This window comes from Sphingopyxis sp. YF1 (genome assembly GCF_022701295.1).
In the GTDB taxonomy this organism is placed as follows: Bacteria; Pseudomonadota; Alphaproteobacteria; order Sphingomonadales; family Sphingomonadaceae; genus Sphingopyxis.
The window spans coordinates 2,806,648-2,829,191 of the sequence record NZ_CP033204.1; the positions used below are offsets into that span (position 1 = coordinate 2,806,648).

Consider the following 22,544-nt stretch of genomic DNA (forward strand, 5'->3'; position numbering starts at 1 on the left):
GCAACGATGCTCGATCCGCAATATCAGTGGCTGCTGGAGGGGATGTTCCCGCCCCCGCGAATGCTCAACAGCGCGCTCTTTCTGGACACGCTTCCTGCCGCCGACTGGCTGCGCGAAGTCTGTGTCGACGCGGGCAAGCTGTTCGTGATCGTCGCGCCCGAGCAGATTGCCGGCGGGCGGATCGCGGTGAGCGATATCGCGCTGGTCGCAGATTACGACCCGATGATCCATTTCGAACGGCCCCGGCCCGAACTGTCCGACGGCGCGCGGCGATTGAAGTTGAACAAGCTATTCGACCCGGCGCTGGTCGGTGACCCCTTCGATGTCGGCGTATGCGGCGACATCGTCCTTTGCGACGGCAAGGCGGGCGTTCTGATCGGCGACGACGGCAGTTCGGCGCACGTGCTTCTGGCGGGGCTAGCCGTCGAAAAGTGGCCGCTCGCCGACTGTTCCTTCCGTCATCCGCCCCAAACTCATGGCAGCGACTTCATGGCGCGCTTTGCGCTTCGCCCAGACGGGACGCTCAATCGTGCTGCGATGAACTGGCTGCTCGGCGAAGAGGAGCCCGATAGATGACATCAAGAGCAGGCCGTATCAGCGATCCTCTTCTTGAGTTCGGAACGCCCGGCCGCGTTCGCATGAACGTCGTCGGTGCGCAGAATCGCGGGCAACGCAGGAATGACCGCCCAGCCATTGCGGACGGCGAGCGATGTGGGCGCATCGATAACGATAGCCCCGCGCGGGGCTATCTTTTCAAGGTCCCGGTGCCAGGCATCGCCTTGTTCCCGGTCATTCGCCCCGGCGGAAACGACAATGATGCTCGGCCTGAGCTTATCAATGAGCACTGCGGAAAGCGGTGCGATCTGATCGGCTCTCGCGCCGGCCATCCCGGCGTTGAATACCGGTTTGCCGCACAGTTCGGGAATGTAGAGTCGGTGAACGATACTGTCGCCGATAAGGAGGGCACCGCCGGTCGGAAAATCTTCCGCCCGCTTTTCATGCGCAAAGCGCCACTTAGCGTAGGGGTCGTGCGGTTTGTTCCAGCGCACGTAGCCGGCCGCGCCCGCCACTGCTCCGCCAAGAAAAACGCCTACAAAAAACAGTATCACCGCTCTCATGCGGCGCTGCTGCCACGGCATTTTGCTTTCGTCAATTCGGGACATCGATGACCCAGCCAACCGATACTCTCGCCGGCTTCTATGCCGCCTGGACGCCGTCGCTGCTGTTCGCCAGCTCGGCGAGCAAGGCGTCGCCGGCCGACGTCGTCATCGCCGCGGGCGGGTTCGAATGGCCGGTCGTCACGCTGGCGCTCGCCGCGATCGGCGTGCTCGCCGCGCGTCCGCTCGCGCCGAAGCGTAACCCACCGCTCAGCCTGGCGAAGAATGTCCTGGTGTCGCTGATCATGCTGGTCGCGGCGCTGTTGTGGGTGGTCGACAGCCGGCCCGGCATGCTTTTCGCCTTTGTCGTGTCGATCGGGCTCGGCTTCAGCGGCTACACGCTGATCGAGCTGCTGGGCGAAGAGATCGCGGCATACATCAAGCGCGCGATCGCCGCACTGCCGCTCCCCGGCCTGCGACCGAAATCTCCGACACCCGCCCCGACACCCGACCATTTGGCCGCCGACGAGGAACAGGCATGAAAACGCTTTCCGATTTTTACCAGCTGGCGATCATCGCCTTCATCCTCGCCGGCGTCTTCATCGCCTGGCGCGCCGGGCAGCAGAACCCCGAGGGCACCGGGCGCATCGCGCGCCGGATCAGCCGGGTCGAACAGGAACTCCAGGGGAAGGCGACGACAGAGGATGTCGCGGCGCTGAAGGCCGCGCTTGCGCGCGTCGATGCGAACATCGCCGCCGAACATGAACTCAACGCGCGCACCTTTCTCGCGGTGACCCGCATCGAATCCTTCCTGATCGAAAAAGCGCTGAAGGGCGAATGATGAACTACGGCGATTTCCATTTTCAGCATGTGCGCCTGACCGTTCTGCGGCTGCTCGCCGAGGCGCCGGGCTATTCGACGAACGACAGCGTGCTGACCGACGCCGTCAACGCGATGGGCCTCGTCTGCACCCGCGACCAGATGCGCACGAACATCGCCTGGCTGGAAGAGCAGCGGCTGGTCACGCTGCTGCGGCCGACGGCGACGCTGACCGTGGCGACGATCACCGAACGCGGTGCCGACGTCGCCGCGGGCCGCTCGATCGTCGCCGGCGTCCAGCGCCCGTCGCCGAGCGCCTGACATGGCGCGCCGTCCCGTCCGCGCGAAACCCGCGCGCCATACGCCGTCGTCGATCGACAAGCTCGACCAGGAGGTCCGCGAGCTGATCGGCAAGTTGCGCATGGATCATGGCTGGACGATCGACGAGATTTTGCAGCGTCTGAAGGACATGGGACAGTCGGTCAGCCGGTCGGCGCTGGGGCGGCACGTCCGCACGCTCCAGGACGTCGCGGCCGAGATGCGCGAGGCGCAGGCGATGGCGACCGCGCTGGCGCGCGAGGTCGGCGACGCCGATCAGTCGCGCATGCTCGACGTCAACGTCCAGCTGCTCCAGTCGAACATGTTCAAGCTGATGCTCGCGGCGAACGAAGAGGGCGGCGAAGGCGTCCAGCTCGGCGCGAAGGATGCGAAGGCGTTCGCCGACGCGTTGCGCTCGATCGCGCTGACCCGCAAGACCGACCTCGACCTGATCGAGCGCGCCGAAAAGCGCGCGGCCGACAAGGCGAAGGCGGAGGCGGCCGAGAGCGCGACCCGTGCGGCCCGCGCCAAGGGCCTGTCGAAGGAAACCGTCGAATCGATCCGCTTTGCCGTGCTGGGGAGCGGCGAGTGAGGTTATCGCCCGAGGAGGATTTCAAGCGTGTCCAGGCGGCGCGGGCGGAATCAACCCGTTTCCGCGAAATCCAGGGCGACCGCGCCGCGGCCGAGAATGCCATCTTCCGCCTGCCGCGCGGCGACCTGTTGCTCGGCTATCAGCAAAAGCCGATCGACTCGCTCTTCGCCGGCACCGCGCTGCTCGTCATCGAGAAATCGCGGCGCATCGGTCTGACGTGGGGAATGGCCGCATTCGCTGCGCTCAAAGCTGCGGCGGCGCCCGAAGCGGGCGGCCAGAACATCTGGTACATGGGCTACGACAAGGACATGACCCTCGAATTTATCGAGGTCTGCGCTATGTGGGCGCGTGCCTTCGGCCTGGTCGCCGGCGACATCGAGGAGGAAGAAGTTCTCGAAGCCGATGAGAAGGGCGTGAAGGCCTTCTCGATCCGCTTTGCATCGGGCTTCCGCATCACGGCCCTGCCATCGGTACCGCGCGCGCTGCGCGGTAAGCAAGGCATTGTCATCATCGACGAAGCGGCGTTCCACAAGAATGTCGGCGAAGTCATCAAGGCCGCGATGGCGCTGCTCATCTGGGGCGGTCAGGTCGTCGTCATTTCCACCCATGACGGCATTTCGAACCCGTTCAACCTGCTGATCCAGGACATCAACACCGGCAAGCGTGCCGGCCAGACGATGAAAATCACCTTTCGCGATGCGCTCGATGCCGGGCTCTATGAGCGCGTCGCCATGGTGTCGAAGACCAAAGGCGTCGAACTCCCGCCCAAGGAACAATGGGTCGCGGGCATCTATGCAGCCTATGGCGACGACGCCGACGAGGAACTCGACTGCAACCCGAAAATCGGCTCGGGTTCGCTGCTCAACATCACCGATATCGCCGCTTGCGAGCATGCCGATTGCGGCCTGCCCGAACTTTACCAGGGCGGCATCTGCTACATCGGCCGCGACGTCGCGCGGCGCCGCGACGGTCAGGTCCAATATTGCATGGAGCTGGTCGGCGACGTCTTGTGGCAGCGCGACACCTATGAGGAGGTCGGGCAAAGTTTCGCGCACCAGGACGCGTTCTTCAACCAGCTGTTCAAGACGCGGCGCATCGGCTCGGCATGGGTCGACCAGACCGGCATGGGCGAAAAGGTCGTTGAAGACCTTGTGCGGCTGCACGGCAACCGCGTTCATGGCGAGCTGCTCACCGGTCCGTCACGCGTGGACCTGGCGCTGAGCCTGCACAAGCGCGTCCAGGAACATCGCATCCGCATTCGGTATGACCCGTTCACGCGCGCCGACCTGATGGCGATCAAGAAGATCGGGTCCGAGCTGTCCGGGGGCATCCGCATCGTCAATGCGGACGATGAGGTCCACGCCGATCGCTTCTGGGCCTATGCGCTCGCCAGTCGCGCGGCCGACCTTCCGCCATCGCTCTACCAATATCGCGCGGTGTCGCCTTCAGCTGGCCGACTGGCGGGCCGCGATCGCGACGACGACCGACCCGATCGACACAGCCGGGGCAGCCGCTTCGGCCGAGGAGCTTATTGATGACCGACCCGACCGCACCCGCCCCGCGCATTCCGCTCGTCTGGCCGAACGGCCAGTTGATGCAGCGCGAGCAGCTGCCGCGCGAGATCGCGGCTCCGCGCATGGCGTCGGTGCGATCGATCCTGTCGGGGCATCCTGCCGCCGGCCTGACACCGCATCGCCTGGCGAACATCCTGCGTGCCGCCGAAAATGGCGATGCGACCGCCTACCTCGAACTCGCCGAAGAGATGGAGGAGAAAGATATGCACTATCTTTCCGTTCTCGGCACCCGCAAGCGCGCCGTCGCGCAGCTGCCGATCGAGGTCGAGGCCGCGAGCGACGCGCCGCATCACAAGGAACATGCCGACTTCATCCGCAAATGGCTGAAGCGTGACACCCTCCAGGCCGAAATCTTCGACATCCTCGACGCGATCGGCAAGGGCTACAGCGCCACCGAAATGATCTGGCAGACCAAGCCGGGGAAATGGTTGCCGCACGAGCTGAAGCGCCGCGATCCGCGCTGGTTCGAGTTCGACCGCATAAACGGCGAAACGCTGAAGCTGCGCACTGCCGGCGAGCCCGAGCCGCTGGCGGCGGGCAAGTTCATCGTCCACATCCATTCGGCCAAGTCAGGTCCGCCGATCCGCGGAGGCGTCGCGCGCATCGCCGCCTGGGGATGGATGTTCAAGAATTTCGCGATCAAAGACTGGGTCAGCTTCCTCGAAACCTATGGCATGCCGATGCGCATGGGCCGTTATGACAATGGCGAGACCGAGGAAAACATCGACATCCTGATGCGAGCGGTCTCCGACCTGGGGAGCGATGCCGCGGCTGTCTTCCCCAAGTCGATGGAGATCATGTTCCAAGAGGCCAGCACCGGAAGCGCGCCTGGCGACCTGTGGCGCGCCAAGGCCGAGTTCGTCAACGACGAGCTGAGCAAGGCGGTACTCGGCCAGACCAACACCACGGACGCCAAGGCGGGCGGCATGGGATCGGGTCAGGCCGAGGTTCACGACGGCGTGCGGCACGACATCCGCGACGCCGACGCGATGATGGTGGCCGCAACGATCAATCACGACCTGGTTGTGCCGATGATCATGTTCAACTTCGGCCCTCAGGATGAATATCCGCGTATCACGATCGGCGAGCCCGACGCGGTCGACGTGAAGGCCCTGACCGAAGCCGCCGCGGCGCTGGTCCCGCTGGGCGTCAAGGTTGGCGCGCGCGCCATGCGCGAGAAGGCCGGTTTGCCCGAACCGGAAGACGATGACGATGTGCTGAAGGTCGCCTCCAGCCCGACCCCCGAAAATTTGCCCGCAGGAGCGCCCTCAGGCACCTTGCCCGGACTGCCCCAGCGCCCGAGGTCGACTCCTGCCCTCTTAGCCCCTCTTAAACGGCCTGTGGGGCGTGTCGGGGTCGCGAGCGCCGACCCCAACGGCGACTATCGTGATCCGATCGATGAATCCGCCGACGCGTTCCTCGACGACTGGGTCGAGCTGGTCGAACCGATCCTGTCGCCGATCGAGCAGCTTGTCGCCACCTCGACGTCGCTCGAACAGGTCCGCGACGGGCTGACCGGACTGATCGGCCGCATGGATGAAAGCGAACTGGCCGGCATGCTTGCGATGGCCGGGTTCGCGTCGCGGCTGGCGGGCGATGCCGACCAGCAGCGCGACGAGCGCGAGGCCGGGTGATGGCGGACGGCGATATCGGTCGGCAGCATTTCGCCGCATGGTTCGACTTCGGCCGACCGACCGCCGCGCCGTATCGCGACGCGGCGGGCGCGATCGTCACCGCGGCGATCGACGTGCCGCGGTTCGACCATGACGCCGCGGGCGCGCCGATCGGCCTGCTCGTCGAGCCCGGCGCCGAGCTGGGGCAAGCGGACCGCGCGCGGCTTCAGGTCGACGCGATCGGCGCGACGATCGCGACGGTGTTCCATGAACGGCGGGACGCGGACGGCACGATCGTGCGCCGCGCCTGGTACAGCCGCGATCCGCAGGCGACGATCGACGCCTGCCTGTCGCAGGCGGGGCATCATCTGCGCATCGGCGCCATCCCCGGCTATCGCCGCAATCTCGGCGGCTTCGTCCGCTTTCGCGGCATCGACTGGCAGCTGACCGAATTGATCGCCGCGGGCGCCGGTGCCGCGATCGGCGACGATGCCGGTCGCGGCCTGATCGGTGCGTGATGGAAATTCCGTTCGGACTGACGCCCGTCGAGGCGCTCGCCTGGTTCCGCGCCAAGGGCTTTGTCTTTGGCTTTTCGTGGCAGGATGTCTGGCACCAGGAGCATGGGCGCGGCTTCACCGTCGCGAAGGCGATGACGCGCGACGTGCTGGAGACGATCCGCGAGGCCGTCGACCGCGCGATCGCCGAAGGGCAAACGCTCGACCAGTTCCGGAAGGACCTGCGCCCGCTGCTCGAAAAGCTCGGTTGGTGGGGCAAGCGGCGCGCGATCGATCCCGCGACCGGCGAAATCGAGACGGTGCAGCTCGGCAGCCCGCGCCGGCTGAAGACGATCTTCAGCACCAACATGCGCACCAGCTATGCCGCCGGGCGCTGGGAACGCATCCAGCGCAACAAGCGCGCCTTCCCGCTGCTCGAATATGTCAATCCGATGGATGGGCGCGAGCGCGAGCAGCACCATATCTGGCACGGGACGGTGCTGCCGGTCGACGATGACTGGTGGGACGAGCATTACCCGCCGAACGACTGGGAATGCCGCTGCCTGCCCAAGCCGGTTTCGCGCGGCCAGGCCGCGCGGCGCGGGCTGAAGATCACCCAGCCGCGCGTGTTCCCGAAACGGCAGTGGGTCAACAAGCGCACCGGCGAGATCCACATGATCGAACAGGGCCTCGGCGCCGGCTGGGCCTATCATGTCGGTAAGGCCCGTCACGACGGCCTGACCCCTGGCCCGATGAATGGCGACGGCATTGCGGCGATGAGCGCGCTCTCAGGGAGCGATGAGGCGGCGGTGAGCGGCTTCCTCGCGGCCTTCGGCATGCGGACCCGCGACGAGCGGATCGGCGGGCGAACCTATGTCGACGCCGGCAACTGGCCGATCGCGATCGCGGCGAGCTGGTTTCGCGGCGACGATGGTGCGGGGGCGCTACCCGCCGGCCTCGACGCGGCCGAGCTGGACGATGTAGCGGCCGCGATCATGGCGCCCGCCGAAATCCGCTGGCTGTGGATCGTGTCGAAGGATGTCTCGCCCCAGCTCGTCCGGCGCTATTTCGGCGCACCCGATCAGGACGGTGCGGTGATGGTCGTCGACGTGGCGCGCTGGTGGCGTGCGAAACGGGTACCGGCGGCGCGCGCGGCGGCGATGCGCCGGGGCGCGCTCGCGTGGTCGCCCGAGCTGGGCGTCGCCGCCTATGACCCGTCGCAGCCGCGCCACCCGAAGGGGAGCCGCGACGGCGGGCGGTTCCGGTCCACCGGCCGCGGCGCCGCGCTGGTGTCGCTCGGTTCCCCCGGCGTCCCGTTCTTCAAGACCGCGCTGCTCGGCAAGGTCGGCGACGGCGCGGCCGATCGCGCGGCCGACGCGGGGATCGACATTCGCGGCAAGGGCGTCCGGCTGGAACATCGCTATGCCAAGCACATATTGAAGGTGCACGGGGCCGAGGGCGTCACCGGCCGCGATATCGTGAACGCGCAATCGCACCTCAATGCGGCGACGAAGTTCCTGCCGGCGAAGCCCGGCCGCGGCGGCGCGCAGCGGTTCGAGGCGATCGCCGGCAAGCGCGGCGCGATATTCGAGCAGAGCAAGCGCAACGTCGCGCTGATCTCGCTCTATCCGGTGTGGAAAAGTCGCGGGCTTGATGACGACTAGCGTCCCCAGGCAGCACGTCCGAGACGGTCGCGACCCGTTTCATATAGCCCGAATCGCGTTACCGTGCAATGAACGCTCGGCGGCGCGCTTCTTCGCTGTGACTTTTGTCATCTGACCCCGCGCCTTTGACCCCTCCATAGCAAGCTCATCGACCGGCGCGGTGCCGGGCGCGGGGAGCGTTGCGGACGTGGCACGGGGGAAAGTCGAGCTGGACTATGGCGCTGCTGCGATCGCGATCGCGACGGCCGCGGGCCAGTCAGCACCCGCCACGATCCAGCTGCTCGCCATGGGCGCCAATCCTTCGCGCAATGGCAAGCCCGCGATCGTCCGTGTCGACGACGCAGCGCACGCGAGCCGCATCGCCGCGGCGACCGCGGCGCACCACCGCAGCAACGACATCGTCATCGACTATGATCATCAGTCGGTGTTCGGCGCGCGCGCCGGTGTCGGCGGGACGGCCCGCGCGGCGGGCTGGATGAAGCGGATCTATGCCACCGACCAGGGCGTGTTCGCCGACGTCGATTGGACCGATGCCGCCGCAAGCGCGCTCGGCGCGCGCGAGTATCGCTACATCTCCCCGGTTTTCCAGCACGACGCCCAGGGGCGCGTCGTTCGCATCATCAACGCGGCGCTGACCAACACGCCGTCGCTCGATCTCGCCGCGGTGGCGAGTGCCTTTTCCACCGAAGAAGGAACAGCATCCATGAATTATGGTCCAATCGCCAAGGCGCTCGGCCTTGGCGAAGATGCGAGCGAGGAGGAAATCCTCCGCGCGATCGCAAATCTCGGCAGCGCCGCCACGATGACGGCGATTGCCAGTGCGCTTGGCGTTGCCGAAGGCGGCGACCTGGTCGCCGCGGCGACCGCGCTCAAAACACAGGCCGATGCCGGCGCACCCGACCCGGCGAAGTATGTGCCGATCGAAACCGTCGCGGCGATGCAGACGTCGATCCAGTCGCTCACCGCAAACATGGGCACGATGCAGGAAGAGAAGCGCAAGGCGAAGATCGACGCCGCCCAGCGGGACGGTCGCCTCGCTCCGGCGATGGTCGCCTACGCCACCTCGATCACCGACGACGACAAGCTCGATCAGCTGCTCGCCGCCTTGCCCGCGACCAATCTCGGCAAGCCGGCCGTCGACGGCAAGCTCTCCACCGATGGCAAGCTGACCGAAGAACAGGTCGCGCTCTGCACGTCGATGGGTTGGGACCAGGCGGCATATCTCGCCGAGCTGAAGAAGGAGGCTGAATAATGGCGGCTCTCACCGCACCGAAGCGCACCCAGGAACTGGCGGGTGGCCCCAAGCGCTTTCAGCACCCGGTCAAAGCCACCGTTGCGATCCATGCCGGCGCACTGGTCATCCTTGCTGCGGGTTGGCTTCGTCCTGCTCGTGAGGGCCAGGGTGCCGATAACGCCGCGAAGGCCGCCGACGCCGCAACCTATCGTTGCGTCGGTATCGCCGAGCAGTCGATCGTCGGCGGCGCGGTCGATGGCGACGTCGTCGTCGACACGCGCAGCGGATGCTTCCTGATGAAGAATGGCACCGCTGGCGACGTGCTCGCCAAGGATGACGTCGGGTTCCCCTGTTACGTCATCGACGACCAGACGGTCGGCAAAACCAATCCCAACAGCACGCGCTGCGTCGCCGGCGTCGTCGCCGACGTGACGGGCGAAGGCGTCTGGGTCGAGGTCAGCCCGGTCATCGCCGCGGCCCTCACCGCCTAATTCCGACCAGGAGAGTATCATGCGTCAAATCACCGCCATCTTGTTGCAGGGTCTGCGCACCGGCTTCAAGACCGACTTTCAGCGCGGCCTGGACAAGGTCAAACCGACCTATCTGAGCTTCACGACGAAGGTCAATTCGACCACCAAGGTCGAGACCTATGGCTGGCTCGGCGACTTCCCGCTGTTCCGTAAATGGATCGGCGAAAAGCGGATCAAGCGGTTGGCCGAAAAGGCGTATCGCCTGGTCAACGAGGCCTATGAGGTCACGCGCGGCATCCACAAGCACGACATCCAGGATGATAATCTGGGCCTGTGGCCGGCCCAGATCGAAGGATGGGGCGAGGAATCGGCGGCGCTGCCCGACCGACTCGCCTATGCGGCGCTCGCCAACGGCCACCTGGCCGTTTGCTACGACGGCCAGAATTTCTTCGATGACGAGCATCCGATGGCCGATGGCGTCGCGTCGAACATCAGCGCCGCCGGCGGGTCGCAGGCATGGTTCCTGCTGGTGACCGGCAAGTCGCTCAAGCCGATCCTGCTCCAGGAGCGCGAGAAGCCGCACTTCCACATGGTCACCGACATGACCGACAGCCGCGTCTTCGAGACGGGCGAATATCTGATCGGTGGCGAAGCGCGTTATGGTGCCGGCTACACCTATTGGCAGCTCGCCTATCGGTCGACGCAGACGCTGAACAAGGCCAATTACGAGGCCGCGCGCGACGCGATGAAGGCCTTCACCGACGACGAAGGTGAACCGCTCGCGCTGCGTCCCGACACGATCGTCGTCGGTCGCAGCAACCAGGCGGCGGCGAAGGAGCTGTTTGAAAAGCAGAACCTCGTCGGCGGGGAAAGCAACGTCCTGTGGAAGGAAGTTGCGATCCTTGAGTCGGATCGCCTGCCGTGACCGCGCTGCTTCGCGTCGTCTCGGCCCGCTCGCCCTATCGTCGCGGCGGGATCGAGTTCGGCAGCCTGCCGCTCGTCCTTGGCCCCGAGCATTTCGAACGCGGCATCGCGGCCCTGAAGGCACTTGCAGCGATCGTGGCCGATCCGGTGCTGAAGGTGAAGGTTGCCGACCCCGACACCCCGGACGTGTTCCGCGAGCTGACCGAAGTCGAGGTCGAGACGATCGTCGCAGCGGCCGACGCAGCGGCGGCGCACTCCGATCCCGATGCGGCCGAGGAAGCGGCGCAGGCGATCTTTGCCGGCATCGTCGGCGAGATTGCGCCGCCGGTCGATCCCGAGCAGCAGGCGCACGCCGAGCGGCTGGCCGCCGCGATGGCCGCGGAGAAAGCCGACGCAGCGCGGCTTGCCGCCGAGAAGCAGGCGGCCGACGCCAAAGCGGAAGAGGAGCGCGCCGCGGCTGCGAAGGATGAGGAACAGCGGCTCGCCGACCAGGCTGCCGCTGCCACCGCCAAGGAAACGGCCGCGGCTACCGCCGCCGCCGAACAGGCTTCGAAGGGAGAGCCGGCCCCGTCCGCGGCGAAAGCCGAGGCGGTTGCCAAACCGGCGAGCTCTTCGGGTCGCAAGCCCAAGGCCGATGCCGCCAACACGAAAGCGGCCAAGGGCTGAAGGGGGAAAGGGTCGGCGGTTTCGCCATTCTCCGCCGACCCCGACCTCTACTCTCCATCACCATGATGAGTTTCCATGCCGATCGTCTATGCCACTCTTGCCGACATGCAGGCCCGGTTCCGGCCCGAGCAGCTGATCCAGCTGTCGGACTGGGATGGTACGGGTGCGCTTGACCAGGCACGTATCGACCAGGCGATCGCGCGAGCCGGGAACAGGATCGATGGCTATGTCGCCGCGAAATATTCGAACTGGACGGCCGTCCCGGTGCTTGTCGACCTGGCATGCGACATTGCCTTTTACGAGCTGCACCGCGCGACCCCGCCCGAGGGCGTCGAAAAGAAGCACAAGGCGGCGATCGACACGCTGAAGGATATCGCGGCGGGCCGCTACAAGATCGATGGCGGTGATGTCGCCGCCGTGCCCGCGCGTCCCGGCGCGATCCATATCGCGGGGCGCAAGCGCTTTACCCGCGACCAGCTCGACGGTGCGATGTGACCGCGTCGGTCCAGATTTCCGTCCTGGGCGACGGCCCCGACCAAATCGTCCGCGAGATGGCCGCGCTCGTCGCCGCCGGCGAGGACCTGTCGGAGTTCAACAGCGCGCTGGGGCTGGAGTTCGAGGCGGTGACGATGGACCTGTTCGACCTTGAGCAGGATGTCGACGGCAACGCCCTGAAGCCGAGCATCCGGGCGAAGACCGAAGGCGGCAAGACACTGACCGACAGCGGCCGATACAAGGCATCGATCACGTCGGAATCGGATGCGCGCACGATCCGCTGGGGCAGCAATGTCATTTATGCCGGTCCCAACAACGAGGGCGCGACGATCCGCGCGAAATCGGGCGGCAAGCTGAAGTTCCAGCTGCCGGGCGGGCTCGGTTTCCGGTCGGTCGACGAAGTCGTCCTGCCTGCGCGTCGCGTCATCGGCTTCGGTCCGCGGCACGAAGAGGCGGCGCGCGACATGTTCACCGAATTTTTCCCAGGCAAGGCGCCGGGCCTGTTCGCGGGCGGCACGGCATGACGATCACGCCCGTCATCGCCTGGATCGTCGTCGCGGCGCTGATCATCACGGCACCGCCGCTGCGTTCGCGCGCCGATTGCTGGTGGCTGGCGCTGCTCTGGCCGGGCGTGATCGTGCTCGCCGCGGCGATCCTGTTTTACGAGATCGCGCTGTTTCGCCCGTTCGTGCTGCCGATCCTGCGCGCGCTGCGCCGGCGCCGGGAGCGCGTGTCGTGATCGCCGAAATCGAACTCGGCATGATTGCCGTGCTTGGCGACGCAAGCGACAGCGGCGCCATCCCCTATCACTATCGCACGCGCGAGACCTATCCGGCCGACTGGGATGAGCGGTTTCGCGAGACGACCGAATGGAACGCGCCGGGCGCCTGGGCGACCTTTGCCGGGGCGAACAGCATTACGCTGCTCGGCAGCGGCGACATTCAGGTCGAGGGTGCGCAATTCGGGCTGGTCGTCGGCGCCGAAAATCTGCGCAACGAACAGGCGACGCGTCACGGCTTCGCCGGCGGCGAGGTCGGCAGCTACCAGCTCGCGGTCGATGCCGTCCGTCTGCTCAGCGGGAATGCGCTCGGCCTGGGCATCCAGGCATTGCAACCGAAGCGCCTGCTGCTCGTGCGGCCGAGTGAGCTGATGCTCGAACGCAAGGCGTCGCTGATCGCGATCCAGTTCGAAACCAGCTTCACCCTGTCGCCGCTCGATCCGGCCTTTGCTGTCGAGATTTTCGAGCGGCTGCACCTCGACTGGGACGTGCCGCCCTTCGGCGGCATCGACGGCGACCTGGGCGAACCCGGCATCCAGCTTCCGGCGCCCGACGCCGGCCCCGGCCGCGCCGACGCGTCCGACCATCTGATCCTTCCGCAGGAGTGAGTATCGCATGATCAGTTTCAACCAGATTTCGGCGGATATCCGCACGCCCGGCGCCTATGTCGAGTTCGACGCCAGCCGGGCGCGCGGCGGCCTGCCCGTCGTCGCGAACAAGGTGCTCATCATCGCGCAGAAGCTGGCCGCCGGCACCGCGCCGTCGCTGGTACCGCAGCGCGTATTTCAGGCGGCGCAGGCGGATCAGCTGTTCGGCAAGGGTTCGATCGCGGCGCGCTGCTATGCTGCGTTCAAGCGCGCCGACGCGTCGAGCGAATGCTGGATCATCGGCCTGACCGACCTGGTCGCGGGCACCCAGGCGACCGGAACGATCACGGTCACCGGACCGGCGACGGCCGCGGGCACGATCGCGCTGATGATCGCCGGGCAGAAGGTGCCCGTCGGCGTCGCCAATGCGTCGACCGCCGACACCGTCGCGACGGCGATCGCGGCGGCGGTGAACGCGAAGGCGGACCTGCCGGTGACGGCGAACGCCGCCGCGGCGGTCGTCACGCTGACCGCGAAGCACAAGGGCACCGCGGGCAACGATATCGATGTGCGTCACAGTTTTTACCAGGGCGAGGCGCTGCCCGCCGGGATCGGGCTGGCCGTCGTCGCGATGGCCGTGGGTGCCGGCGACCCCGATTATGACGCCGTTTGGCCCGCGCTGGGCGAGGTCGATTATCGCACGATCATCCTCGCCGCGCATTCGGCGACGGTGCTCGGCTCGATCGAAGTCGAGCTGGCGAGCCGCTGGGGACCGCAGCGGATGCAGGAGAGCTTTTGCTGGACCGCGAAGCGCGGCGACCTTGCCGCGCTGCTCGCCTTTGGCCCGACGCGCAACAGCGAGCTGGTCAGCAACCTGGGCACCGGCATGTCGCCGACGCCGCCCTGGGAATGGGCGGGCGCCTATGGCGGCATCGCCGGGTACCAGACCGCGACCGATCCGGCGCGGCCGCTCCACACGCTCACGCTGCCCGGCGTGCTCGCGCCGGTTCCGGGCGGTAGGATGGCGCGCGGCGATCGCGAGGCGCTGCTAAAGGCGGGCGTCGCGACCTACACGGTCGGCAGCGACGGCACGGTCGCGCTCGAGCGCACGATCACCAGTTACCAGAAGGACGCGTTCGGCCAACCGAACACCGCCTTCCTCGACGCCGAAACGGTGCTGACGCTGTCGTACATCCGCATCGCGGTGCGCGCGCGCTTCCTGGCGAAATTTCCGCGCCACAAGCTTGCGAGGGACGGCACGCGCTTCGGCGCCGGCCAGTCGATCGTCACGCCATCGGTGCTGCGCGCCGAGCTGGTCGCGCTGTTCCGCGAGCTGGAAGAGGCGGGGCTGGTCGAAAATCTCGACCAGTTCAAGGCCGACCTGATCGTCGAGATCGACGCGAACGATCCGAACCGCGTCAACGCGCTGATCCCGCCCGACCTGGTCAATCAGCTGCGCGCCTTTGCCGCTCAGCTCCAGTTCCGCGTCTGAATATTCGCCGTCTGAGCGGGGCGGAGTCCTGAGTTGCCGTTCTGCTGAAGCAGCACTCAGCGCCCTCTCAGCGACCCATGAAGGAGAGTTTTCGCATGACCAATCCCAATCAGATCGTCGGTCAGGTCAAGATCAAGATCGACGGCGACCCGCAGGAATCGAAGCCCGGCGCCGTGCTGGAAATCGGCGGCGCCACCCGCACCGCGCAGCGCGGCGATTATCAGGCGGGCGCCTTCAGCGAAGAGACCGCCGAATCGAAGGTGACGTTCACACTGCTGACGAAACGCGGGGTCAGCCTGTCCGCGATCCGCGCGATCGACAATGCGACGATCACCTTTGAAACCGACACCGGCAAGGTGTGGATCATCCGCAACGCCTATTCGGCCGAACCGCCCGTGCTGACCGCCGGCGGCGAAGGCGCGGCCTGCGTCTTCCAGGGACCGCCCGCCGAGGAGCTGAACTGATGTCGCGCAAGGTCCACAAGAGCTATCGGCTCGCGACGCCAATCACGCCGAAACAGGGCACCCCGATTACCGAGGTTCTGATCGTTCGTCCTCGCGGCCGCGATCTCAAGGTCCTCGACCAGATCGACGGGCACGTCGAAATCATGGCGACGATGATCGACCGCCTGTGCCGGATGCCCGACGAGACGGATGTCTTCGTGGGCTTTTCCGACGAGTTGGACGTGGAGGATTTCGCCGCGCTGGGGGAGTCTGTGATGTCGCTTATCACCGATGCCCTCCCAACTGGCGGCAAGTCCTAGCCTGTCTGGCGCTCCATTTTCATTGGCCGGACGATCGGCTGATGGGGATGCCCTGGGATGAGGTCGAGGCATGGTTCGACGAGCTTACGGTGCTCCTCGAACCCGACCCGACCGGAACAAGTGGGTGATAAGTGGCAATCAAATTCGCCATGATCCTGGAAGCGGTCGACCGGATGTCCGGTCCCGCGAAACGTGCGGCCGCCGGCGCCAAGGAATTGACCAAGGGCGCGCGACAACTGGCGCGCGAAGGCAGTCCGGCGGCGCGCGCGATCGACAAGGTCTCCGCCGCCGCATCACGCATGCGCGGGCGCCTGGGTGCCGGCCTCACCAAGGTTCGACAGTTCGCCGGGCGGGCTGGGCTTAAGGGGCTGGAGCTGGCGGCAAAGGGTGCAGGCTGGGCCATCGGCACGGTGATCGGCAAAGCACTTCGTCTGACTGCTGTCGTTGCCCAGCTCGCGGTGGGCGCCGCCGCGATCGGGGCGGGGTCGCTATTTGGCGGTATGATCCGGATCGGATCGACGTTCGAGGAACTCGAACTTCGTCTCGCGCGGGTCAGCGGCTCGGCCGCCGACGCGAAACGCGAGCTGCGCTGGCTCGTCGACCAGAAATTGCCGGTCCCGATCGAGCAGCTCGGCGAGGCGTTCGTACAGGCGCGAAAGGCGGGCATCGACACGACGATCGATAGTCTGCGCGCCCTGGTCGACGAGGCCATCGGGTCGAAAAAGGAACTGGTCGCCGTAGTCGACGCGGTAAAGTCGGCAAAGAACGGTGATCTCGGCGCTTTGGAGCCGTTCGACATCCAGACCACCCGCAAGAACGGGCGCGTCATCCTGCAATGGCTCGACAAGACCGGCAAGCGGATGACGAAGAATGTCCGTGACAATGCGCGCGACATCGAGCGCGCACTGGTCGGCATCTTTGGCGAGCGTTCGAAGGGCGCGGCCGAGGATTATGGCCGCACGCTGAAGGGCATGTGGGCACGGCTGACGGGATGGTGGCAGCGCTTCCAGCTGAAGATCGCTGACGCGGGCATCTACGACAAGCTGAAGGAAAAGATGGAGGCCGTTCTCGGCTGGCTCGATCGACGACTGGAAGACGGTTCGATCGATCGCTGGGCGAATAGCGTGTCGAAGAAGTTGGAGGAGATCGCGAACTGGCTGGGTCAGTTCACGGAAAAAGACTGGGCAGCTTTTGGTGCCGATCTTTGGAACATCGCGAAGGCGGTTTGGTCGGTCGCTAAGGCGTTCGCTGACGCCGTGAACTGGGCAAGCAAGCTCATCAACACACAGGATAGGATCAAGGAAAACGGCGCTACCACAGTTGTCGACGGCGGTCCGCTATTCCGCATCCGACGCGCGAATGAAGCTCCACCAAAGGCACCTGGCAAGCCACCAGCGCGGCTTCCTCGCGGTCCGGCGACCCCGATCCCGCAGCGGATGCTTCCCGGCAATTCGCGCAGCACGCCGATCGCACCGCAGAAAGTCGCGGTCGGCGGCACCATGGAGGTGAAACTGACCCCGCCGCCCGGATGGTCCGCGACGCCGACGCGCATGTCGACGGCGAACCCCGCCGTGCCCGTCGTGTTCCGCGGCGGCGCCAATCGGGGTTTCGGCTGATGGCGAGCGTTCCGCCCTTTCAGCAGGCACCGATCGACGCGACCGCCGCCGCGGCGCCGGGCTGGCGCGAGCGCTATGTCCAGGGCAGCTTTCGCGGCGTGCCCTTTACCACCACCGACCGCGACCTGTCGGGCGGGCGGCGCGTCGCGCTGTTCGAATTTCCCTTTCGCGACAAGCCGGGCAGCGAGGACATGGGGCGCCGCGCCGAGGAAGCGACGCTGGAATGCTTCGTCATCGGTCCCGACTATATGGAGAAGCGCGACGCGCTCCTCGTCGCGCTGCGCGCTTATGGTCCCGGCACCTATGTCGACCCGTGGACCGGCGAGCAGCTTCAGGTGTCCGTCGAGGACTGGCGCGTCACCGAAAGCACCGCCGAGGGCGGCATGGCTCGCTTCTCGATCGTGCTGCGCGAAAGCGGTGCCGACCAGCCGATCGCGGCGCGCACCGATACCGCCGCGCTGGCGCGCGCGACGGCGGGCGACATCACCGGCGCCTTGCCCGCCGACTTCGCCGACCGCTTCTCGATCGACAAGGCCGCGGGTTTCGTCGAGGAAGCGGCGGCCGAGCTGGTCGACAAGGCCGCGATCGTTGCCGAATTGTCCGCCGCCAGCTCGGGCGGGCTCGGCCAGGCGCTGCGCGCGTTCGAAAGCGGATTGCGATTATTGCCCGCAGGCAAGGCGTCGCTGCTCCGCGCGCCGCTCGCGCTCGGCCAGACGCTGGTCGGGCTGGTCGCCACCGTCGCCGCGCTCGCGCCCAATCCGCGCACGCGCATGCGCTCGATCGAGCCGCTTGCTTCCTTCGGCGCCGACCTGAAGCCCGTCGAGCGATCGACGCCGCAGCGCGATCGCCAGGCCGCGAACCAGGACGCGATTGTGCACCTGGTGCGCGCGGCCGCGGGCGCCGAGCTGGTGCGCGCCGCCGCGGCGATCGCGTGGACCAACCGCGGCGATGCCGGCGACGTGCGCGACCGGCTGGCGGCGCTGTTCGAAGGCCATGCGCTGGCCGCGGCCGACGCCGGCGACGATGCCCGCGCCGCGACCTTTGACGCGCTGCGCGGTGCGGTGGTCCGCGATATCGTGGCGCGCAGCGCCGGGCTGGCGCGCGGATACAGCTATACCCCGCGCGCGACCGAACCCGCGCTGGTCATTGCCCAGCGCCTTGGCGGTTTCGGCCGCACGATGGAGGCGATGGCGGCGGCGATCGTCGCGATGAACCGCGTCCGCCATCCGGGCTTCGTCCCCGGCGGCTCCGCGATCGATGTCGTCGCCAGTCCGGCGGGGGCGGTGCGCCGTGGCTGATCCGCGCGCCACCCTGACGATCGGCGGCAAGGTCTATGACGGCTGGACGAAGGTGTCGGTCGTCCGGTCGATCGAGACGCTGACCGGATCGTTCGAGCTGGAAATCGCCGCGCGCGAGTTTACCGGCGCGCCGCGCTGGCCGCTGCGCACCGGCGAGGCGTGCACGGTGCAGCTCGACGGCGAAACGGTGATCAGCGGCCATGTCGACAGCTTCGATCCCGATTTCGATGCCGACGGCTATTCGATCCGCGTCGCCGGCCGCGACCGGTCGGCCGACCTGGTCGACTGTTCGGCGATCGCCAAGCCTGGCAGCTGGACGCAGCGCAGCATCGAGGCGATCGCGGCCGAGCTGGCGAAGCCGTTCGGGATCACGGTCACTGCGCGCACCGACACCGGCGCCAAGGTCAAGCGGTTCGCGTTGCAGCAGGGCGAGACGGTGTTCTCGGCGATCGAGCGGCTGGCGCGCTATCGCGGCCTGCTCGCGGTCACCGATGCCGAGGGCAATGTCGAGCTGATCCGACCCGGTACCGGCGCGATCGTCGCCGAGCTGGTCGAGGGCGTGAACATCCTGGGCGGCAGCGCCAGCCACGACGCGAAGGAGCGCTTCAGCGACTATATCGTCAAGGGGCAGGCATCGGGCGACGATCGCGCGAACGGCAAGGCGGTGTCGGCGGTGAAGGCCGAGGTGCGCGACCCGGCGATCGGGCGGTACCGCCCCATGCTGATCGTCGGCGAGGAACAGTCGACGATCGCCGAGCTGCGCAAGCGCGCGGCGTGGGAAGCGACGACGCGCGCGGGCCGATCGCAGTCGGTGACGATCCCGGTGCCGGGCTGGCACATGCCATCCGGCGCGCTGTGGAGACCCAATGTGCGCGTTTCGGTGTCGTCGCCCTTCCTGCACGTCGAGGGCGTGATGCTGGTCAGCGAAGTGCGTCAGTTAAAGGAAGAGCGGCGCGGCACGGTCACCGACCTGACGCTGATGCCGCCCGAGGCATTCAGCCTGATTCCGGTGCGCGAGGACGCCGACGCGTCGGCGGTGGGCCGGTCATGAGCGAGTTCCGCCGCCTGTTGGAGCCGATCGCCGGCCGTATCCAGATGATGCTCGGCCGCGGGACGATCGGCACGGTCGACGACGCGCCGCAGGCGCAGGAAATGCAGGTCGAGTTGCTCGCCGACGAGGCCCAGGACGCGATCGAGCGCTTTCAGGGCTATGGCTTCACCAGCGTGCCGCATCCCGGCGCCGAAGCGATCGTAGCCTTCGTCGGTGGGCTGCGCAGCCGCGGTATCGTGGTGCAGGTCGAGGATCGCCGGTACCGGATGAAGGCGATGCAGCCCGGCGAGGTCGCGATCTTCGACGATCTCGGGCAGGCCGTACACCTGAAGCGCGACGGCATCCGCATCGAAAGCGATTTCAAGGTCGATATCGACGCGCCCGAGGTCAACGTGACGGCCGACAGCGTGACGATCGAGAGCGGCGATATCGGGCTGGGCGGCGCAGGCGGCGCGCCGGTCGCGCGCGTCGGCGACGACGTCGACCTCGCCACCGGCAAGATCATCAGCGGCAGCGACGTGGTGAGGGCGGAATGAGGAAGCTGCGCAAAAATGCACGTCGCAAGACGTCGGCTAGCTATCGCTGGATCGTCGAGCCGGGGCCGAGCTGGGACAATATCGCCGAGATGATCGGCAAGGTCAGCGGCCATATCTTCGAAGGAAAGCCAACCCAGCTGCTCGGCACGGCCGAGCGCGGTACCGGGCGCATCCTGCGCGTGAAGGCGACCTATGGCCCCGGCGAGACGGTCGTCCTCAACATCCGCAAGGACGGCAGTCACAGCGTCTCGTTCGGCCTGCGCATGGTCACGACGGTGCGCCAATGACCGATATCGCAATTCTCTGGTCGAACGACAGCTTCAGCGGCGACTTCGCGCTCGATGACGGGCGGCTGGCGACCGATGACGGGCTGCGCACCGCGATGATTCTGTCGCTGTTCACCGACGCGCGCGCGCGGCCCGATGACGTGCTGCCCGATCCGGGCGGCGACCCGCGCGGATGGTGGGGCAACGCCTTTCCGGGCGATGCCGGCGACGACTTCGAACTCGGGTCGCGGCTGTGGCTGCTCGAACGCGAGAAGCTGACCCCGCGCGTCGTCGAGCGCGCGCGCGGCTATGCGGCCGAGGCGCTCGCCTGGCTGAAGCTTCTCGGCATCGTTTCCTCGCTTACCGTCACCGCCGCGCGGATCGGCGACCAGACGCTGGCGATTTCGGTCGCGGTCGAGCGGCCCGAGGGGCCGGCGCGCGAAGTTTATGATTTCACCTGGGAGGCCAGCGTTGCCCTTTAACCGTCCAACCCTGACCGCGCTCATCGATCGCGCCCGCGCCGATATCGACGGCCGCTTGCCCGGCGCCGACAGCAAATTGCCGGCAAGCGTCCTGGACGTGAAGGCGCGCAACAGCGCCGGCGCGGTGAACGGGCTCTATGGCTATCTCGATTGGCTGGCCGACCAGATTTTGCCCGACCGCGCCGAGGCGGAAATCCTCATGCGTCATGCCTCGACCTGGAACATCCCGCGCAAGGGCGCGGTCGGCGCGACAGGGCCGGTCGGCCTGACCGGCGTCCTGGGCGCGGCCGTTCCGGTCGGTAGCCCGCTCGTCCGCGAAGACGGTGTCGAATATCGCACCACCGCCGCGGTGACGCTCGGCGCCGGAACGACGATCGCGCCGGTCGAGGAAGTGGCGGGCGGCGTCGCCGGCGACACCGCGCCCGCGACCCAGCTGCGCTTCATCGCGCCGATCACCGGGGTGAACGCCGCCGCGATCGTCCAGGCGCCGGGGCTGACCGGCGGAGCGGCCGAGGAAGATGACGAGGCGCTGCGCGCCCGCCTGCTCGCGCGCATCCGCACGCCACCGAACGGCGGATCGAAAGGCGATTACCAGCGCTGGGCGCTGGAGATCGCCGAGGTCACGCGCGCATGGGTGTTTCCGGGCTGGATGGGCGCGGGCACGGTCGGCGTGACTTTCGTCCTCGACGGCCGCGCCGACATCCTGCCACTTCCCGGCGATCTCGCGGCGGTCGAGGCGCATCTCGACGATCGGCGCCCGGTCACCGCCGATGTCGTCGTCTTTGCGCCCGAGCCCTTTCCGATCGACGTTCGGATCAAGATCGTGCCCGACACGACGGCCGCGCGCGCCGCGGTGCTGGCCGAACTCGACGACTTCTTTCGCCGCGATGCCGAGCCGGGCGGCATGATCTACCTGTCGCGCATGCGCGAGGCGGTGTCGATCGCCGCGGGCGAGGTGTGGCACGATCTTGAACTGCCCAGCCTCAATATCCAGGCGCCCGCCGGATCGCTGCCCGTGCTGGGAGATGTCGAATGGGTGTAGCGCCGTCGACCAACCAGCTGCCGGTACGCGACGCCATCGCCTATCGCGAGCAGCTCGCCGCACTGCTGCCGCGCGGTCGCGCCTGGCCGCGCCACGAAGACAGCACGTTGATGCGGTTGCTTCATGCCGAGGCGGACGAGCTGGCCCGCGTCGACGGCCGCGCGTCCGACCTGTTCGAAGAGGTGGACGTGCGCACGGCGCTGGAACTGCTCGGCGACTGGGAGCGCGTCGCGGGCTTGCCCGATGCGTGCACGCCGGCGCCCGATTCGATCGCCGAGCGGCGCGCGGCGTTGCTGTCGCGGATCACTGGTCAGGGCGGGCAGACGCCGGCCTATTTCGTCGAGCTGGCGGCGAGCATCGGTTACGCGATCACCATCGACGAGTTCCGGCCCTTTCGTGCCGGCATGCGGTGCGGCGAGCGCCTCTATGACGAAGCCTGGGCGCATGTCTGGCGCGTCAACGTCCAGCCCGCCGCGATCGACACCGGGACCGGTGTGTCGGTCCGCTATTTCCGCGCCGGGCAGAGCCGCGCCGGTGAACGGCTCGTCGGTTACGGATCGCTCAACCTCGAATGCCTGATCATGCGCGCCCGGCCCGCGCACACCAACGTCCTTTTTGCCTACGACATCGAACCCGAGCCGCTGGCCTGGTTCGACTTTACCGAAGAATAGGA

General features: G+C 67.2%; 29 protein-coding genes. 28 read left to right on the top strand and 1 reads right to left on the bottom strand.

Annotated features, from left to right (window positions below; translation table 11 throughout):
* Positions 1-6 precede the first annotated feature (6 nt).
* Positions 7-576, top strand: coding sequence for a hypothetical protein (locus EAO27_RS13635; protein WP_242770668.1), 570 nt, complete (start codon positions 7-9; stop codon positions 574-576).
* A 2-nt stretch (positions 577-578) separates the two neighbouring features.
* Here the strand turns inward: EAO27_RS13635 and EAO27_RS13640 are convergent, their stop codons facing one another.
* Positions 579-1,163, bottom strand: coding sequence for an SGNH/GDSL hydrolase family protein (locus EAO27_RS13640; RefSeq protein WP_242770669.1), 585 nt, complete (start codon positions 1,161-1,163; stop codon positions 579-581).
* Between the two features lie 2 nt (positions 1,164-1,165).
* Here EAO27_RS13640 and EAO27_RS13645 point away from each other — a divergent pair, with 2 nt between their 5' ends.
* The 27 genes from EAO27_RS13645 (at position 1,166) to EAO27_RS13775 (ending at position 22,542) form a co-directional block, all read left to right on the top strand.
* Complete coding sequence (locus tag EAO27_RS13645) at positions 1,166-1,639, top strand: hypothetical protein (protein WP_242770671.1); 474 nt, start codon at positions 1,166-1,168, stop codon at positions 1,637-1,639.
* Positions 1,636-1,938, top strand: a complete 303-nt coding sequence (locus EAO27_RS13650; protein ID WP_242770673.1) for a hypothetical protein — start codon at positions 1,636-1,638, stop codon at positions 1,936-1,938. The genes EAO27_RS13645 and EAO27_RS13650 overlap by 4 nt, the downstream gene beginning before the upstream one ends.
* Positions 1,935-2,237, top strand: coding sequence for an ArsR family transcriptional regulator (locus tag EAO27_RS13655; protein ID WP_242770675.1), 303 nt, complete (start codon positions 1,935-1,937; stop codon positions 2,235-2,237). The genes EAO27_RS13650 and EAO27_RS13655 overlap by 4 nt, the downstream gene beginning before the upstream one ends.
* A 1-nt stretch (position 2,238) precedes the next feature.
* The gene (locus tag EAO27_RS13660; RefSeq protein ID WP_242770677.1) at positions 2,239-2,826 is read left to right on the top strand and encodes a phage protein Gp27 family protein; all 588 of its coding nucleotides are present in this window, start codon (positions 2,239-2,241) and stop codon (positions 2,824-2,826) included.
* Positions 2,823-4,361: a terminase family protein gene (locus EAO27_RS13665; protein WP_242770679.1), complete on the top strand. Its 1,539-nt coding sequence runs from the start codon at positions 2,823-2,825 to the stop codon at positions 4,359-4,361. Before EAO27_RS13660 ends, EAO27_RS13665 begins: the two co-directional genes overlap by 4 nt.
* Entirely contained in the window at positions 4,361-6,034 is a 1,674-nt protein-coding gene (locus EAO27_RS13670) for a DUF935 domain-containing protein (RefSeq protein WP_242770681.1), read from the top strand. The genes EAO27_RS13665 and EAO27_RS13670 overlap by 1 nt, the downstream gene beginning before the upstream one ends.
* A complete protein-coding gene (locus tag EAO27_RS13675) occupies positions 6,034-6,531 on the top strand; it encodes a hypothetical protein (RefSeq protein ID WP_242770683.1) in 498 nt (165 codons plus the stop codon). Before EAO27_RS13670 ends, EAO27_RS13675 begins: the two co-directional genes overlap by 1 nt.
* Positions 6,531-8,171 (top strand): phage minor head protein, encoded by a 1,641-nt coding sequence (locus EAO27_RS13680; protein WP_242780590.1) that lies wholly within the window; start codon positions 6,531-6,533, stop codon positions 8,169-8,171. Before EAO27_RS13675 ends, EAO27_RS13680 begins: the two co-directional genes overlap by 1 nt.
* Before the next feature lie 187 nt (positions 8,172-8,358).
* Positions 8,359-9,423, top strand: a complete 1,065-nt coding sequence (locus tag EAO27_RS13685; RefSeq protein ID WP_242770685.1) for a phage protease — start codon at positions 8,359-8,361, stop codon at positions 9,421-9,423.
* Entirely contained in the window at positions 9,423-9,896 is a 474-nt protein-coding gene (locus tag EAO27_RS13690; RefSeq protein WP_242770687.1) for a hypothetical protein, read from the top strand. The genes EAO27_RS13685 and EAO27_RS13690 overlap by 1 nt, the downstream gene beginning before the upstream one ends.
* Before the next feature lie 19 nt (positions 9,897-9,915).
* Positions 9,916-10,800, top strand: coding sequence for a Mu-like prophage major head subunit gpT family protein (locus tag EAO27_RS13695; RefSeq protein WP_242770688.1), 885 nt, complete (start codon positions 9,916-9,918; stop codon positions 10,798-10,800).
* Positions 10,797-11,465: a hypothetical protein gene (locus EAO27_RS13700; protein WP_242770689.1), complete on the top strand. Its 669-nt coding sequence runs from the start codon at positions 10,797-10,799 to the stop codon at positions 11,463-11,465. The genes EAO27_RS13695 and EAO27_RS13700 overlap by 4 nt, the downstream gene beginning before the upstream one ends.
* A 75-nt stretch (positions 11,466-11,540) precedes the next feature.
* Positions 11,541-11,960: a DUF1320 domain-containing protein gene (locus tag EAO27_RS13705; RefSeq protein WP_242770690.1), complete on the top strand. Its 420-nt coding sequence runs from the start codon at positions 11,541-11,543 to the stop codon at positions 11,958-11,960.
* Positions 11,957-12,484, top strand: coding sequence for a phage virion morphogenesis protein (locus EAO27_RS13710; RefSeq protein ID WP_242770691.1), 528 nt, complete (start codon positions 11,957-11,959; stop codon positions 12,482-12,484). Before EAO27_RS13705 ends, EAO27_RS13710 begins: the two co-directional genes overlap by 4 nt.
* Complete coding sequence (locus tag EAO27_RS13715) at positions 12,481-12,699, top strand: hypothetical protein (RefSeq protein ID WP_242770692.1); 219 nt, start codon at positions 12,481-12,483, stop codon at positions 12,697-12,699. The genes EAO27_RS13710 and EAO27_RS13715 overlap by 4 nt, the downstream gene beginning before the upstream one ends.
* Positions 12,696-13,346, top strand: a complete 651-nt coding sequence (locus tag EAO27_RS13720; RefSeq protein WP_242770693.1) for a phage protein Gp37 — start codon at positions 12,696-12,698, stop codon at positions 13,344-13,346. Before EAO27_RS13715 ends, EAO27_RS13720 begins: the two co-directional genes overlap by 4 nt.
* A 7-nt stretch (positions 13,347-13,353) precedes the next feature.
* Positions 13,354-14,817, top strand: coding sequence for a phage tail sheath C-terminal domain-containing protein (locus EAO27_RS13725; protein WP_242770694.1), 1,464 nt, complete (start codon positions 13,354-13,356; stop codon positions 14,815-14,817).
* Positions 14,818-14,912: 95 nt separating this feature from the next.
* Positions 14,913-15,281, top strand: coding sequence for a phage tail tube protein (locus EAO27_RS13730; protein ID WP_242770695.1), 369 nt, complete (start codon positions 14,913-14,915; stop codon positions 15,279-15,281).
* Positions 15,281-15,580, top strand: a complete 300-nt coding sequence (locus EAO27_RS13735) for a phage tail assembly protein (RefSeq protein WP_242770696.1) — start codon at positions 15,281-15,283, stop codon at positions 15,578-15,580. Before EAO27_RS13730 ends, EAO27_RS13735 begins: the two co-directional genes overlap by 1 nt.
* Positions 15,581-15,711: 131 nt before the next feature.
* Complete coding sequence (locus EAO27_RS13740) at positions 15,712-17,196, top strand: hypothetical protein (protein WP_242770697.1); 1,485 nt, start codon at positions 15,712-15,714, stop codon at positions 17,194-17,196.
* Entirely contained in the window at positions 17,196-18,494 is a 1,299-nt protein-coding gene (locus tag EAO27_RS13745) for a DNA circularization N-terminal domain-containing protein (protein ID WP_242770698.1), read from the top strand. The genes EAO27_RS13740 and EAO27_RS13745 overlap by 1 nt, the downstream gene beginning before the upstream one ends.
* Complete coding sequence (locus tag EAO27_RS13750) at positions 18,487-19,545, top strand: phage baseplate assembly protein (RefSeq protein WP_242770699.1); 1,059 nt, start codon at positions 18,487-18,489, stop codon at positions 19,543-19,545. The genes EAO27_RS13745 and EAO27_RS13750 overlap by 8 nt, the downstream gene beginning before the upstream one ends.
* Complete coding sequence (locus EAO27_RS13755) at positions 19,542-20,081, top strand: phage baseplate assembly protein V (protein WP_242770701.1); 540 nt, start codon at positions 19,542-19,544, stop codon at positions 20,079-20,081. The genes EAO27_RS13750 and EAO27_RS13755 overlap by 4 nt, the downstream gene beginning before the upstream one ends.
* Complete coding sequence (locus EAO27_RS13760; protein WP_242770703.1) at positions 20,078-20,368, top strand: hypothetical protein; 291 nt, start codon at positions 20,078-20,080, stop codon at positions 20,366-20,368. Before EAO27_RS13755 ends, EAO27_RS13760 begins: the two co-directional genes overlap by 4 nt.
* Positions 20,365-20,829, top strand: a complete 465-nt coding sequence (locus EAO27_RS13765) for a phage GP46 family protein (protein ID WP_242770705.1) — start codon at positions 20,365-20,367, stop codon at positions 20,827-20,829. The genes EAO27_RS13760 and EAO27_RS13765 overlap by 4 nt, the downstream gene beginning before the upstream one ends.
* The gene (locus EAO27_RS13770; RefSeq protein ID WP_242770707.1) at positions 20,819-21,871 is read left to right on the top strand and encodes a baseplate J/gp47 family protein; all 1,053 of its coding nucleotides are present in this window, start codon (positions 20,819-20,821) and stop codon (positions 21,869-21,871) included. The genes EAO27_RS13765 and EAO27_RS13770 overlap by 11 nt, the downstream gene beginning before the upstream one ends.
* Positions 21,862-22,542, top strand: coding sequence for a putative phage tail protein (locus EAO27_RS13775; RefSeq protein ID WP_242770709.1), 681 nt, complete (start codon positions 21,862-21,864; stop codon positions 22,540-22,542). The genes EAO27_RS13770 and EAO27_RS13775 overlap by 10 nt, the downstream gene beginning before the upstream one ends.
* Positions 22,543-22,544 lie beyond the last annotated feature (2 nt).